The sequence below is a fragment of the Streptomyces sp. DF42 genome (assembly GCF_058267695.1).
The window spans coordinates 1,299,090-1,313,548 of the sequence record NZ_CM177859.1 but is presented as its reverse complement, the minus strand read 5'-3'; the positions used below and the strand labels follow the sequence as shown (position 1 = coordinate 1,313,548).

Below are 14,459 nucleotides of genomic sequence, written 5' to 3'. Positions count from 1 at the left end.
GATCTCCAGTTGGCACATGGGTGGTTCCTTGATCGCTTCAGATCCTGCTGCCGGAGGCCGTGTCGGACGACAGCCGCTGGGCCAGGTAGACGGGGATGACGGAGAGCAGCACCAGCACGGCGGCGACGACATTGACCACCGGGGCCTGCTGCGGCCGGGCCATGTTGGAAAAAATCCAGACCGGGAGGGTCTGGACACCGGGCCCGGCGGTGAACGTGGTGACCACGATCTCGTCGAAGGAGAGCGCGAAGGCGAGCAGGCCGCCCGCCACCAGGGCTGAGCGCACCAGGGGGAAGGTGATGTCGCGGAACGTCTGGAAGGTGTCCGCGCCCAGGTCGGCGGCGGCTTCCTCGTACGAGCCGGACATCCGGCGCAGCCGCGCGACGACGTTGTTGAAGACCACGACGACGCAGAAGGTGGCGTGACCGACGATGACGGTGAAGAGGCCGAGGCCGACGCCGAGCGGTTCGAGGACCGCGCGGAAGGCGGTGTTGAGGGCGACGCCGGTGACGATGCCGGGCAGTGCGATCGGCAGCACCACCAGGAAGGAGACACTCTCCCGGCCGAAGAACCTGTAACGCTGCACGGCGAACGCGATCAGCGTGCCCAGCACCAGCGCGATCGCGGTGGCGCCGAGGCCGGCCTTGACCGAGGTCCACAGGGCGTCCCGTGCGCCGGAGCTGTGCCAGGCGTTGCCCCACCAGTGCAGGGTGAAGCCGGAGGGCGGCCAGCCGAAGGTCTTGTCGATGTTGAACGAGTTGACCAGGACCAGCAGCAACGGGACGTAGATGATCGCGAAGCCGATGGCCGCGGTCGCACGCAGGACTGTGCGTGCGGGACGGGAGAGTTGCATGCTTTCCTCAGAGTCCTCACAGCGCGGCCAGTGCGCCGCTGCGGCGCACTGCGAGCAGGTAGAGCACGATGACGACCACGGGTACGGTGCCGAGCGCGGCGGCCAGCGGCAGGTCGAGCGTGATGTTGGAGTAGACCAGGTTGCCGATGAGCTGGGTCTTGCCACCGACGATCTGCACGGCGATGTAGTCGCCGAGGCTGAGCGAGAAGGTGAACACGGACCCTGCGGCGATCGACGGGAACACCATGGGGACCACCACCGACCGGAAGGTCCGCCAGGTGCGGGCACCCAGGTCCGCCGAGGCGTCCAGGAGGTTCGCGGGAAGCTGCTCCAGCCCGGCATGGATCGGCAGGATCATGTAGGGCAGCCAGAGGTAGGACAGCACCATGATGACCGCGGGCAGCCCGTATCCCGGCCCGGCGGCGCCGAAGTGCCCCAGCGCCCAGTCCAGTAGGCCCCCCTCGGACAGGATGATCCGCCAGGCGTACGCCTTGACCAGGTAGCTCGCCCACAGTGGGGTGAGCACCGCGACCACCAGCAGGGGGCGGTACCTGGGCTTGGCGACCCGGGCGGTGTAGAAGGCGATGGGGAAGGCGATCAGGACGTCGATGACGGTGACCGCGAGGGCCACGCCGATGCTGCGCAGCACTACGTTGCGGTAGACATCGGCGGTGAACAGGGCCTTGAAGTTGTCGGGCGTCCAGGTCCTGACCACGTCGGAGGTGAACGGGTCGGTGGTCCAGAAGGCGGACATGAACAGGGCTGCCAGTGATCCCAGGTAGGCGACGACGAGCCAGGTCATCGGGGCGGTCAGCAGCAGGGACAGTCGCAGCCGCGGGTGGCGGTGCAGGGACCCGGCGAGCCGCCGGCCCGGGCCGGGTGTGATGCCGTGCTCCGGAGCGGCTGCGCGAGCGGTGTCGGTCATGGGATCTTTCAGCCCTTGATCTCGGTCCACGCCTGGGCCCACTTGGCGTAGGGCACGCACTTGACGTCTGTGCGGCCGTCGAGGCACTGCTGGATCGGGGTGGTCCAGAAGTGGACCTGCTTCCAGTACGTCTCGTCCGCGGCGTGGTACGTGGTGCAGAAGCTCGGGTCCGAGGTCAGGGCGCAGGACTTGGAGTTGGCGGGAGCCTCGCCGAACCACTCGGCGACCTGGGCGTTGACCTTGGGGGAGACGATCCAGTTCATCCACTGGTAGGCGCAGTCGGGGTGCTTGGCCTTGGCGGAGATCATCCAGGTGTCGGACCAGCCGGTCGAGCCCTCGCTCGGCAGGATGGCCTTGACCTTGGCCTTCTCGGCCTGGGCAAGGTTGGCGATGACCTGCCAGCTGGTGCCGACCACCGAGTCGCCGCTCTTGAAGGCGGAGATCTCCTTGAGATAGTCGCTCCAGTACTCGCTGACGTTGGCGTTCTGCTCCTTCAGCAGGGCCACGGCTGCGTCGAACTGCTTCTGGTCGAGCGCGTACGGGTTCTTGATCCCCAGCGAGGGCTTGGTCCTGCTCAGGTACAGGGCGGCGTCGGCGATGTAGATCGCCGAGTCGTACGCGGTGACATGGCCCTTGTATGCGGAGGACTTGTCGAACACGGCGGACCAGGAGGTGGGGGCCGGGGACACCTTGTCGGTGCGGTACATCAGCAGGTTGGCGCCCCGGCCGTGCGGGATGCCGTAGGCGACTCCGCCCACGGAATTCCACTTCTGCAACTTCAGGCCGGCGAAGACGTTCTTGTAGTTGGGGACGAGCTTGGTGTTGACCGGGGCGGCGTCGCCTGAGGCGATCAGGCGCAGCGAGGCGTCGCCGGAGGCGGAGACGGCGTCGTACTGGCCGGTCTTCATCAGGCTGACCATCTCGTCGGAGGTTCCGGCGGTCTTGGTGTTGACCTTGCAGCCGGTCTCCTTCTCGAACGGGTGGACCCAGTCGACGGACTTGTCGTTGGATCCGTCCTCGGCGTAGCCGGCCCAGGCGATCAGGTTGACCTCGCCCTCGCCCTTGCCGAGGGTCTTCTGGGCGGTCAGCTTGGGCGGCGTGAAGGTGCCGTCGCTGCTGGTGGACGTCGAGGAGCCGCCGCAGGCGGTGGCCAGGGTGAGGACGCCGAGGGCGGCGGTACAGCCGAGGGTGTGTATCAGTCGCACGATGTCTCCGTGGTGGGCGCGGGAACGAGGGAAGGCGGACAGAAGTGCGGGGGCCGGTGGTTCACCGCGGGTCCGCGACGCGGAAGTTGTGACGCTCGTGCCACTGCAGGCGGACCCGGGTGCCTCGGTAGGCGGCGACCTCGTCGGACGAGGTCTCCGTGTTCTGCTGCAGGGCGGTGAGCCGGCCGCCGGCGTCGAGGTCGACGATGAAGCGGGTCGCGTCGCCGAGATAGACAACCCCGGCGACGGTGCCGACGGCGCTGGTGTGCGTCGCCTCGGCCTTGCCGAGGGCGTCCGGGCTGTCCAGGAGGTGGATCTTCTCGGGGCGGACGCTGTAGGTACCGGCCGCGCCGACCACCTTCCGCGCCGCCTCGCCGGTCAGAAGGTTCGACGTGCCGACAAAGCCCGCGACGAAGGCGGTGGCGGGGCGTTCGTACACTTCGGCAGGGGTGCCGACCTGCTCGATCCGGCCCTGGTTGAACACCGCGATCCGGTCGCTCATGGTCAGCGCCTCGTCCTGGTCGTGGGTGACGAAGACGAAGGTGATGCCGACCTCGCGCTGCAAGGCCTTCAGCTCGACCTGCATCTCCTCGCGGAGTTTGAGGTCCAGGGCGCCCAGCGGCTCGTCGAGCAGCAGCACCTTGGGGCGGTTGACCAGGGCGCGGGCGAGCGCGACGCGCTGCCGCTGGCCGCCTGACAGCTGGGCAGGGCGGCGCTTGCCGAAGCCTTCGAGGCGTACGTTCGCCAGTGCTTCACGGGCGCGTTCCAGGCGTTGCGCCTTGGGCACCTTGCGGATCTTGAGTCCGTACGCGACGTTCTGTTCCAGCGTCATGTGCGGGAAGAGGGCATAGTCCTGGAAGACGGTGTTGACATCCCGCTCGAACGGCGCGAGGCGGGTGACATCCTTGCCCGCCAGCTCGACGGTTCCGCTGGTGCTGGGCTCGAATCCGGCGATCATCCGCAGGACGGTGGTCTTGCCGGAGCCCGAGGGGCCCAGCATGGAGAAGAACTCTCCGTCGCGGATCTCCAAATCCACCCCGGAGACCGCTTCCACCTGACCGAACGACTTGCGCAAGCTCTGCAGCCGGATGGCTGTTCCTTCCCCGGGCATGGGCGGAACCCTTCTGGTTATACGGGCGCTGGACGTTGCCCGGAAAACATATGAACTTATACTTCAATGGTCAAGGGGGTTGGACGAAGACTTGCCCAAGTGCAGGAACCCTGAAGGACCCACCCCGACACCCGCGCCTGAGCTCGTGTTTTTACCTCCCTCACGTGGTGTTCGAGCCGGAATGGCTCTCCGGTGTTGCTCCGTGCTGGTGGCCTTCGCCTACGGCGGGACGGGCGGCACGGGTGGTGTTCGGGTGGCCTGGCGGTCGTCCGGGGCCTGCTGTGCCGGGTTTCTGCACTCCGGTCGGGTTGGGCAGGCAGGTAGGGGTGGATGTGGCGAACGGGCGTTGCCCCAAGGCCGGGTAGTTAGCGTTTTCGCAGGTCACGCAAGTGGGGCTGGGGACCACGCTGTTGCGGCGTAGAGGCCGGGGCCGAGTTTGTGGGATGAGGGTGGCGTCCCGCCTGGTGGTGTAGCCGATCAAGTCGCCGGAATCCGCAGGCCGGCGACGGTAGTTCGCGCAACCGGGCGCTCAACTCACCCCGGCAGGGCGCCTCGTAGACGGCCAGCTCGGCGCAGATCGCCTGGAGCTTCGTACCGGAACGCGTAAGGCTTGATCCCCTGCTCCACGTCGCGGGACGCGACCTGGATGAGGCCGCCGGCGGCCCATCGGTTCAGTTGTCTGTACATGGTTTCCAGGGTGGCATCGCCGAAGTGGGCGGCGATCTCACGGGGTTGCCACAGACGCGTGGGGTCTTTCTGGAGCAGGGCCAGGATGCGGTGTCGGCGCCGTACGGAAGGGCTGGCGTGTCGGTCGTCCCGGGAGGCCGTGGGCAGCGCGGGTTGATCCACGGGTTCGATGACGGTGACGTCTAGTCGGGTGACGGTGTCGCTTGTGCCGGGCCGGCCGTCGGCGTGGCGCTCGCTGTAGCGGGACATCGGTGACTTGACCTTGCGGGTGCTGACCCGTTGCCGGCGGGGAGGGAGCAGACCGGTCAGGATCCGACGGCCGATCATCCCGAGGAGCGTGTCCCGGTCGGTGTCCGCGGGGCTGATGCCGTTGGCCTGGATCACCTGGTCGCGGGCAACACGTACAGCCGCGCCCCGGACAGGGTGACCGCTTCGAAGAAGTCGCATGCCAGCAGGGCGTCGGCCTGAGAGCGCAGAAAGTCCGTCCAGGTGCTGGAACCCCGCTCGGGTGCCGGGTCGATCCCCGCCTCCTTCAGGATCTCCCACACCGTGGAGACGGCCACCTGCACGCCCTGAACCAGCAGCTCGCCGTGGATGCGCCGGTAGCCCCAGCCGGGATTCTCCCGCGCCAGACGCAGCACCTGCCGACCCGCCCGACCGGCAGGCTGATCCAGGCCTGTCGGCCGTCAACTCCCGTGCCAGGTATGGGCGTTGACGGCCGCCGGGCCCCGGTCAGCCCGCCGACTCCGCCGCGTGCGGGCTCAGCGCGCCCGCCGCGACCAGGACGATGATGACGATGCCGAGCGCGATGCGGTACCACACGAACGGCATGAAGCTCTTGGTCGAGATGAACTTCATGAACCATGCGATGACGGCGTACCCGGAGACGAAGGCGATCACCGTCGCGAACATCGTCGGACCCCAGGAGACATGGTCGCTCTCCATCGCGTCCTTCAGCTCGAACAGGCCCGAGGCCAGCACCGCGGGAACGGCGAGGAGGAAGGAGTAACGGGCGCCGCCTCGCGCTTGTAGCCCATGAACAGGCCGCCGCTGATGGTGGCGCCGGAGCGTGAGACGCCGGGGACGAGGGCGGCCGACTGGCACAGGCCGAAGATCAGACCGTCCTTCACGCCCAGGTTCTCAAGTGTCTTGCGCTGCTTGGGCGCCCGGTGCCGGCCGCCCGTCTCGTCACGCGCCGACAGCCGGTCGGCGATGCCGATGACCACACCGACGACGATCAGCATCGTCGCGGTGATCCGCAGATCGCGGAACGGCCCCTCGATCTGGTCCTTGAACAGCAGCCCGAGCACGCCGATCGGGATCGAGCCGACGATCACCAGCCAGCCCATCTGCGCATGGTGGTCCCGGCGCATCTCCTTGTTCGCCAGTGAGCGTGCCCACGCCGAGACGATCCGCCCGATGTCCTTGCGGAAGTAGATCAGCACGGCGGCCTCGGTGCCGATCTGCGTGATCGCCGTGAAGGCCGCGCCCGGGTCCTTCCAGCCCGAGAAGGCCGCGGTCAGCCGCAGGTGCGCGCTGGAGGAGACGGGAAGGAACTCGGTCAGCCCCTGGACGAGTCCGAGGACGAGGGATTCAAACCAAGACATGAAGTTACGGAGTCCAAGTGCTGATCGTGGAAGGTCGCCGTGCGCACCGCTACTGCGGGCAGGGTGATCACGGGGCAGCGTAGCGCCCCCGGGTGACGCGCCCAGGGCCGGGGTTTGGCGAAACGGCCCCGGTGACGGCCCTCCATATGATCATCCGCATGGCGTTCCGATGGTTGACCTCGCGCGGGGGCGGAGCTTACGTTGCAGCGGAGGGGAAAGCGCTTGCTCCCCGAGGTCCGGCGTTCCTCCTCGTCGGCCCGTTGTCCCCGGAGGAGCGCTGATCAGGTCCATGTCCACGTCCGAGCCCCGCCCAGGGACGTCCCGGCCCCTCCCCGCCTCCCTCGCCGGCCGGCGCGTCCGTGCCGCGATCATCGGCATCGGCGCCATCGGCCGGGGCTCGCACCTGTCCGCGCTGGCCGCGCTCGCCGAGGAGGGCGAGACGGAGGTCGTAGCCGCTGTCGACATCGATGCCACCGCGGTCGAGGAGTTCTGCCGGGAGACCGGGATCCCGCACGCCTACACCGATCTCGACCGGATGCTCCGTGAGCAGCGCCCCGACCTGGTCAGCGTCTGCACCCCGCCGACGCTGCACCGCGACCAGACGATCGCCGCCCTGCGTGCCGGGGCGTGGGTGTGGTGCGAGAAGCCGCCGGTGCCGACGCTCGCCGACTACGACGCGGTCGAGGCCGAGGAGGGCGCGGACGGCGGCCCGTACGCGTCCATCGTCTTCCAGCACCGCTTCGGCTCCGGCTCCCGGCACGTGCGCCGGCTGCTCGCCGAGAAGACCATGGGCCGGCCGCTCGTCGCCCACTGCCAGACCACCTGGTACCGCGACACCGCCTACTACGCCGTGCCCTGGCGCGGCCGCTGGGCGACCGAGGGCGGCGGACCCGCCATGGGCCACGGCATCCACCAGATGGACCTCCTGCTGGACCTGCTCGGCCCGTGGAGCGAGGTGCGGGCGATGGCGGGACGCCTGGTGCACGACGTGGAGACCGAGGATGTCTCGACCGCGCTGGTCCGGTTCGAGAGCGGTGCCATGGCGACGGTCGTCAACAGTGTCCTGAGCCCCGACGAGGTCAGCCGGATCCGCATCGACTGCGAGCGCGCCACCGTCGAGCTCACCCATCTCTACGGCCACAGCAACGCGAACTGGCGCATCACCCCGGCCCCCGGCGTGAGGGCCGACGAGGCCGCGGCCTGGCAGGACTTCGGGACCGACGTGCCCAGCTCGCACACGGAGCAGTTGCGGGAGCTGGTCGCGAGCATGCGCGCGGGGGAGCGGCCGCGCAGCAGCGGCGCCGACGGGCGTACGAGCCTGGAGCTGATCGCCGCGCTGTACAAGTCGGCGTTCACGGACACGACGGTGAAGGCCGGCGAGATCGGCCCCGGCGACCCGTTCCACTCGGCGATGCACGGGGGTGCGCCCGGCTGGGCACCCGTGGCTCCCGCAGCGGCCGAGGAGGTGTCCGCATGAGCGGCCTGCGCGTCGTCCACGCCCACGGCGACCGGATCACGATCACCGAACCGGCCACCGGCGTGGAACTGCTCAGCTACGTCTACGCCCCGGAGGCGGCCTGGGAGTCGCCGAAGCCGTACATCCACCCCTTGCGCACCCTGGCGGGCGACGTCGTCACCGACTACCGGCCGAACGATCACCGCTGGCACAAGGGCCTGCAGCTGACGGCCTCGCACCTGTCGGGCGCCAACCTGTGGGGCGGCAACTCGTACGTCCACGGCGAGGGCTACCTCGAACTGCCGGAGCGGGTGGGCTCGATGGCACACGTCGCCTTCGACGAGGTGGCGGCCCACGACGACCGCGTGGTCATCGCCGAGCGGCTCACCTGGCACCCGTACGACGGCGAACTGTGGGCCGACGAGGAGCGCCGCGTCGAGATCCACGATGTGGACACGGAGTCCGGATCCTGGGCGCTGACGTGGACCAGTGCCGTCACCAACCGCCGGGGCGAGCCGCTGCGCTTCGGCAGCCCCACCACCGCGGGACGCGAGATGGCCGGCTACACAGGCCTGTTCTGGCGCGGCCCGCGGGCCTTCCGCGACGGCCGGATCATCGGCCCCGACGCCGAGGGTCCCGGTCTCATGGGCGAGCAGTCGTCCTGGCTCGCCTTCTGCGGCGAACACGACGGCTCCGACGGCCACGCCACTCTCGTCTTCGCCCACGCCCCCGAGAACGACCACCTGGGCGAACACGGAACCCACCCCGCGCACTGGTTCGTACGCAACGAGCCGTTCGCCGCGGTCGCCCCGTCCTGGGCGTTCTACGGCGAACTGGAGCTCGCCCCCGGCGACACCCTCACCCGCCGCTACCGGATCGTGGTGGCCGACGGGTCGTGGGAGCGCCAGGAGATCGCCAAGTACCTGCAGACGCATCCCTGGTGAGCGCGGGGGAGTCCACGGGACTGCCGGACGCCGTCGCCGTCTCGCACCTGCCGGTCCACGACCGGCCGGCCGTCGACGGCGTACGCGGTGGAACTCCCCAGGGCCGCTAAGGGGCCGGTGTCAGCGGCTCGGCCGGCGACGTGGCGTCGAGGGTTCCGCTCTGCAGCGCGGTGATGCGCTGGATCACGGCCAGCACGGAGACCGCCGCCACGAGGTTGACCGCCTCCCCGGCCGCCAGGAGGAAAGTCGAGGTCCCGCCTCCGAACTGGGAGGACGCAGCGATCACCGCGTGCGCGGTCCAGGCCACCCACCAGACGCTGACCAGGTCCTCGTCACGACTCTTGTCCGTCGTCCCGTCGCCGCTCGCGCGCAGGACCCCGAGGAGGAGTCCGCGCGGGACCCACAGGTTGACCACCGGTATCAGCCAGGCGACGACGGCCCACACGTCGGATCCGGAGACGGCGTCGGGAGAACGCACCTTTGCGTTCCGCCGGCAGTGGCTGAACCACACCAGGAAGAGCACCGCCGCCGCCGTCATGAGATACACGAACACCATCGACGCGAACCCCGAGTTGCTCAGCGTCGCGTCGGTCGGGTGCAGCCGATGAGCCCTGACGGCCACCGCCCGGAAGACTTCCGCGACGGCCGCCGCGGCTATCGCGACCTGTGCGAAACGGGCGAGGAGCCATGGCGCTCCACTGACGGGGCTGGTCACAGCGGAGACCTGCTTTTCGGGGACGGCACGCACTGTGTCGGCGCAGCAAGGGATGGCGTCGGCGCCTCGGATCATAGGGCTGACCCGTGAGTTTCGTGGCCCGCGTTTACCTGACCATGACCAGACTCAGGCCGCCGTCGGTCCCGTCACCGTCCAGCCGTCGGCCTGGGGGTGTGCGGTGAGGTCCTCGTGGTGCACCCGGTTGCCGCAGGCGCGGCAGGTGACGACGGGGACCAGTTCGTTGCCGCAGACATGCTCGATCACCATGGGGCGGTCTTCGTCCTTGCGGAGATGGCGGTCGCCCCACTCCATGAGGGTCATCAGGACCGGCTCGAGTTCGAGCCCCGCCTGGGAAGGCCGGTACTCGAAGCGCTGCGGCCGCTCGCTGTAGACGCGCTTGGTCAGGATCCCGGCGTCCACGAGGCGGCGCAGGCGGGTGGCCAGGATGTCGCGCGGGGCGCCGATGTTGCGCACCAGCTGGTCGAAGCGGCCGTTGCCCAGGCACACCTCGCGCAGGACGAGCAGGGAGTACTTCTCACCCACGAGCGCCAGGGCGTCGGCGATGGAACAGGGGCGCGGACTGCGCTGGTCTTTGGGGGCGGCCATGAGGCCAGTCTAAGGGAGGGTTTGTTTTTCCAACTCGCGGAGCTATGGTGAGTTTGGATTTCCTACTCACCAGTAGTCACCCAATGCTCGTCATGGAGGCCCGCACATGCGTGACGCAGTCATCGTCGAAGCCGTACGCACCCCGATCGGAAAGGGCAAGCCGGGCGGTTCCCTCGCGCACGTGCACCCGGTCGAGCTCCTCGCCCACACCCTGCGCACTCTCCTGGACCGCTCCGGCGTCGACCCGGCCCTGATCGACGACGTCATCGGCGGCACCGTCGACCAGGTCGGCGAGCAGGCGATGAACACCACCCGCTACGCCGTCCTGTCGGCGGGCTTCCCGGAGACCGTCCCGGCGACGACCGTGGACCGCCAGTGCGGCTCCTCCCAGCAGGCCGTGCACTTCGCGGCGCAGGGCGTCATCTCCGGCGCCTACGACCTCGTCGTCGCCTGCGGAGTGGAGTCGATGAGCCGGGTGCCGATGTGGTCGAACGTGCCGCCCGGCAAGGACCCCTTCGGGCCCGGCGTCGCCGAGCGCTACCCCGAGGGGCTCGTCCCGCAGGGCATCAGCGCCGAGCTCATCGCCTCCAAATGGTCGATCACACGGGACCAGATGGACGCTTTCGCGGTCTCCTCGCACCGCAAGGCCGCCGAGGCCTGGGCCAAGGGGCTCTTCGACGCCGAGGTCGCGCCCCTCGAAGGCGTTACGCGCGACGAGTGCGTGCGGCCGAACAGCACCCCGGAGATCCTCGCCTGCCTACGGCCCGCGTACCACGACCCGGCCTTCGCCGAGCGCTTCCCGCAGATCGAGTGGAACGTCACCGCGGGCAACGCCAGTCCCGTCAACGACGGCGCCTCCGCCGTGCTCATCACGTCCAGTGAGACCGCGGCCCGCCTCGGCCTGCGCCCGCTCGCCCGGCTGCACAGCTTCGCCGTCACCGGTTCCGACCCGCTGCTGATGCTCACGGGCGTCGTACCGGCGACCGAGAAGGTGCTGCGCAGGGCGGGTCTGAGCATGGACGAGATCGACCTGTTCGAGGTCAACGAGGCGTTCTCCAGTGTCGTGCTCGCCTGGCAGCAGGAGACCGGCGCAGAACTCGCCAAGGTCAATGTGCACGGCGGCGCGATAGCCGTCGGCCACCCGCTGGGCGCGAGCGGCACGCGCCTGACGACCACCCTGGTGCACGCCATGCGCGCGCGTGGCGCCCGTTACGCCCTGCAGACGATGTGCGAGGCGGGCGGGCTGGCCAACGCGATGGTCCTGGAAAGCGTGTAGACCGTCGCTCGCTCCGTGACGGTGCGTCAGTTCCCGCGCAGGTGGTGGCGCTTGCGCCAGGCGACCACCGAGGCCACCAGGGCCGGCAGGGCGATACAGGCCATGGCGATCAGGAAGGCGGGGGACGTCGGCGCGGAGGCGCGGGCGCCGGCGACGGCGTACGCGGCGGTGTTCGGGATCGAGCCGAGTGCCGTCGCGAGCAGGAAAGGCAGCCAGCCCATACGGGAGACGGCGGCACAGTAGTTCGCGGCCCAGAACGGCACGCCCGGGAAGAGCCGGACCGCCATCATCGAGCGGAACCCGTGCCTGCTGAGCTGTCCGTCCGCGGTCTTCAGCAGCCGGCCCCGCACCAGCGGGCGCAACGCGTCCTGCCCGAGCACCCGGCCCAGACCGAAGGCGATCCCGGCACCGAGCACCGTGCCCGCCAGGGCCGTGCCGGTGCCGAACTGGGAGCCGAAGAGCGCGCCCGCCGCGAGGTTCAGCAGCGGCCGTGGCACGAAGGCCACGCTGCACAGGCCGTACGCCGCCGCGAACACCAGCGCGGCCGCGGCTCCGCCGAACTGTGGCGGCCAGCCGTGCGCCAGCAGCCGCTGCGGCTCGAAGACCAGCACGGCACTCGCGGCCCCCGCGAGCAGGACGACGAGCAGGGACAGCCGCGACCAGGGCGAGAACAGCACGCGCGTGCAGCGCTCGCTCAGGGTCGGCGGTGCGGGCACAGCGACGGCGACGGCGAGCTCCGTGGCGGCGGCCGGGGGAGAGGCCGTGGCGGTGCCCCCAGAGCGGGTGGTGGCATCGAGCATCCAGTGACACTAACGGACGGATATGTGTGATCGCCGTAGGGTTCGTCTCATGACCGCCACAGGTGGGGACATCCTGGACGTGCCGTCCAGCACAGTCGCCGACACCGTGCTGCAGCGGCTCACCGCCACATACGGTGCCGCCGCCGATCCGGAGCAGGCCGCGCCCATGCGCGCGTACATGAAGGACGTGGCCCCCTTCCTCGGCCTCACCACGCCCGTACGCCGTGCCCTGTCCCGCAGCGTCCTGGAGGGCCTGCCCCGTCCCGACGAGCCCGACTGCACCGCGGTCGCCCTGCGCTGCTGGCAGTTGCCCGAGCGCGAGTACCACTACTTCGCCGTCGACTATCTGCGCCGCCACGCGCGCGTGTGCTCCTCCGGCTTCCTCCCGGTGGCCCGGCACCTCGTCGCCACCCTCTCCTGGTGGGACACCGTCGACGCCCTCGCCGCCCACGTCGTGGGCGCCCTGGTCGCGGCCGACCCGGCGCTGAGGTCGGACATGGACGCCTGGATCGTGGACGAGGACCTGTGGGTCGCCCGCACCGCCCTGCTCCACCAGCTGCGCCACAAGGAACGCACCGACACCGAGCGCCTCTTCAGCTACTGCCTGCGCCAGTCCGGGCACCCCGACTTCTTCGTCCGCAAGGCCATCGGCTGGAGCCTGCGCGAGTACGCCAAGACCGACCCGGAGGCCGTACGGACGTTCCTGGCACGGGAGCGGGGCCGGTTCGCGCCGCTTTCGGTGCGGGAGGCACTGAAGAACATCGGGGCCTGAACCGCCGTAGCGCGCAAAGACCGTGCAGCGGAAAACCATTCGACGCCGGGCAAAGCGTCGGCAATGATCGGCCTCATGTTCCGGTACGCCTTCCACCTCGCAGCATCCGCGGTCGCGGATGCCCCGAAGGCTGCCGTTCCCGTTCTAGTCGCCGCAGTCGACGGCGCCCGAAGCTGACCCTCTCCGGATCGTCCGGCGGACCCCGCAGGGGGAGGGTCGGCGAGTCCTTGGGGTCCCCATCTCTCCTACGAAGAGGCTTCGAGGTATCGCCATGCCCAAGACGGCATACGTGCGCACCAAACCGCATCTGAACATCGGCACCATGGGCCACGTCGACCACGGCAAGACCACTCTGACCGCCGCCATCACCAAGGTGCTGGCCGAGCGCGGCACCGGCACGTTCGTGCCGTTCGACCGCATCGACCGCGCCCCGGAGGAGGCCGCCCGCGGCATCACCATCAACATCGCCCACGTCGAGTACGAGACCGACACCCGCCACTACGCGCACGTGGACATGCCCGGCCACGCCGACTACGTCAAGAACATGGTCACCGGTGCCGCCCAGCTCGACGGGGCGATCCTCGTCGTCTCCGCGGTCGACGGGATCATGCCGCAGACCGCCGAACACGTCCTGCTCGCCCGGCAGGTGGGCGTCGACCACATCGTCGTCGCCCTCAACAAGGCCGACGCGGGCGACGAGGAGCTCACCGACCTCGTGGAGCTGGAGGTCCGCGAACTGCTCACCTCGCAGGGCTACGGCGGCGACGCGGTACCCGTCGTACGCGTCTCCGGGCTGAAGGCGCTGGAGGGCGACCCGCGGTGGACGGCGTCCATCGAGGCGCTGCTCGACGCCGTGGACACGTATGTGCCCATGCCCGAGCGGTACCTGGACGCGCCGTTCCTGCTGCCCGTCGAGAACGTGCTCACGATCACCGGCCGGGGGACGGTGGTGACCGGTGCCGTCGAGCGCGGTGTCGTGCGCGTCGGCGACCGTGTCGAAGTGCTCGGCGCCGGGCTGGAGAGTGTCGTCACCGGCCTGGAGACCTTCGGCAAGCCCATGGAGGAGGCGCAGGCCGGGGACAACGTGGCGCTGCTGCTGCGCGGGGTGCCGCGGGACGCGGTCCGGCGCGGGCACGTCGTGGCGGCGCCCGGCAGCGTGGCGCCCAGCCGTCGCTTCTCCGCGCGCGTCTACGTCCTGTCGACGCGCGAGGGCGGCCGTACGACCCCGGTGTCCACCGGCTACCGGCCGCAGTTCTACATCCGCACCGCGGACGTGGTCGGGGACGTCGACCTCGGCGAGGCGGCGGTCGCCCGGCCCGGTGACACCGTGACCATGACGGTCGAGCTCGGCCGCGACGTGCCCCTGGAGCCGGGGCTCGGCTTCGCGATCCGCGAGGGCGGCCGGACGGTCGGGGCGGGCACGGTGACGGCTGTCGGCTGACGGCTGTGCGGAAGTCGGGCCGTGCGGGTTGAGGTGTGTGGGGGACTGCCGGCTGGTTGTG

At 69.8% G+C, this 14,459-nt stretch carries 13 protein-coding genes and 2 pseudogenes; 5 read left to right on the top strand and 10 right to left on the bottom strand.

The window, feature by feature from the left end; genetic code table 11:
- Positions 1-37: 37 nt before the first annotated feature.
- From ACYUED_RS06080 to ACYUED_RS06050, 7 genes and pseudogenes are all read right to left on the bottom strand, one after another.
- Positions 38-853 (bottom strand): ABC transporter permease, encoded by an 816-nt coding sequence (locus tag ACYUED_RS06080; RefSeq protein WP_491291291.1) that lies wholly within the window; start codon positions 851-853, stop codon positions 38-40.
- 16 nt (positions 854-869) lie between these two features.
- Positions 870-1,778, bottom strand: a complete 909-nt coding sequence (locus ACYUED_RS06075) for an ABC transporter permease (RefSeq protein WP_491291290.1) — start codon at positions 1,776-1,778, stop codon at positions 870-872.
- An 8-nt stretch (positions 1,779-1,786) separates the two neighbouring features.
- The gene (locus ACYUED_RS06070; protein WP_491291289.1) at positions 1,787-2,983 is read right to left on the bottom strand and encodes an ABC transporter substrate-binding protein; all 1,197 of its coding nucleotides are present in this window, start codon (positions 2,981-2,983) and stop codon (positions 1,787-1,789) included.
- Positions 2,984-3,044: 61 nt separating this feature from the next.
- Positions 3,045-4,094 carry an ABC transporter ATP-binding protein gene (locus ACYUED_RS06065; RefSeq protein WP_491291288.1) on the bottom strand — a complete coding sequence of 350 codons (1,050 nt, stop codon included), beginning with the start codon at positions 4,092-4,094 and terminating at the stop codon, positions 3,045-3,047.
- 534 nt (positions 4,095-4,628) lie between these two features.
- A complete protein-coding gene (locus ACYUED_RS06060; RefSeq protein WP_491291287.1) occupies positions 4,629-5,165 on the bottom strand; it encodes a hypothetical protein in 537 nt (178 codons plus the stop codon).
- Positions 5,166-5,176: 11 nt separating this feature from the next.
- A pseudogene (locus tag ACYUED_RS06055) lies at positions 5,177-5,455 on the bottom strand (hypothetical protein); the annotation flags it as partial.
- 58 nt (positions 5,456-5,513) lie between these two features.
- Positions 5,514-6,388, bottom strand: a pseudogene (locus ACYUED_RS06050) (undecaprenyl-diphosphate phosphatase).
- Between the two features lie 289 nt (positions 6,389-6,677).
- On the opposite strand from ACYUED_RS06050, the gene ACYUED_RS06045 reads away from it, so the two are divergent.
- Both ACYUED_RS06045 and ACYUED_RS06040 read left to right on the top strand, forming a co-directional pair.
- Positions 6,678-7,865, top strand: coding sequence for a Gfo/Idh/MocA family protein (locus tag ACYUED_RS06045; RefSeq protein WP_491291286.1), 1,188 nt, complete (start codon positions 6,678-6,680; stop codon positions 7,863-7,865).
- Positions 7,862-8,788 carry a DUF6807 domain-containing protein gene (locus ACYUED_RS06040; protein ID WP_491291285.1) on the top strand — a complete coding sequence of 309 codons (927 nt, stop codon included), beginning with the start codon at positions 7,862-7,864 and terminating at the stop codon, positions 8,786-8,788. Before ACYUED_RS06045 ends, ACYUED_RS06040 begins: the two co-directional genes overlap by 4 nt.
- Positions 8,789-8,894: 106 nt before the next feature.
- On the opposite strand, the gene ACYUED_RS06035 is transcribed toward ACYUED_RS06040, so the two are convergent.
- Together ACYUED_RS06035 and ACYUED_RS06030 are read right to left on the bottom strand one after the other, a co-directional pair.
- Positions 8,895-9,503 carry a DUF4328 domain-containing protein gene (locus ACYUED_RS06035; protein WP_491291284.1) on the bottom strand — a complete coding sequence of 203 codons (609 nt, stop codon included), beginning with the start codon at positions 9,501-9,503 and terminating at the stop codon, positions 8,895-8,897.
- Between the two features lie 126 nt (positions 9,504-9,629).
- Complete coding sequence (locus tag ACYUED_RS06030; RefSeq protein ID WP_491291283.1) at positions 9,630-10,109, bottom strand: winged helix-turn-helix transcriptional regulator; 480 nt, start codon at positions 10,107-10,109, stop codon at positions 9,630-9,632.
- Positions 10,110-10,215: 106 nt separating this feature from the next.
- Between ACYUED_RS06030 and ACYUED_RS06025 the strand changes: the two genes are divergently transcribed.
- Positions 10,216-11,385, top strand: coding sequence for a thiolase family protein (locus tag ACYUED_RS06025; RefSeq protein ID WP_491291282.1), 1,170 nt, complete (start codon positions 10,216-10,218; stop codon positions 11,383-11,385).
- 26 nt (positions 11,386-11,411) lie between these two features.
- Here the strand turns inward: ACYUED_RS06025 and ACYUED_RS06020 are convergent, their stop codons facing one another.
- The gene (locus tag ACYUED_RS06020) at positions 11,412-12,185 is read right to left on the bottom strand and encodes a TVP38/TMEM64 family protein (protein ID WP_491291281.1); all 774 of its coding nucleotides are present in this window, start codon (positions 12,183-12,185) and stop codon (positions 11,412-11,414) included.
- A 49-nt stretch (positions 12,186-12,234) separates the two neighbouring features.
- Here ACYUED_RS06020 and ACYUED_RS06015 point away from each other — a divergent pair, with 49 nt between their 5' ends.
- Entirely contained in the window at positions 12,235-12,957 is a 723-nt protein-coding gene (locus tag ACYUED_RS06015) for a DNA alkylation repair protein (RefSeq protein WP_491291280.1), read from the top strand.
- A 271-nt stretch (positions 12,958-13,228) separates the two neighbouring features.
- Positions 13,229-14,398 (top strand): elongation factor Tu, encoded by a 1,170-nt coding sequence (gene tuf / locus ACYUED_RS06010; RefSeq protein WP_491291279.1) that lies wholly within the window; start codon positions 13,229-13,231, stop codon positions 14,396-14,398.
- Positions 14,399-14,459: the final 61 nt, after the last annotated feature.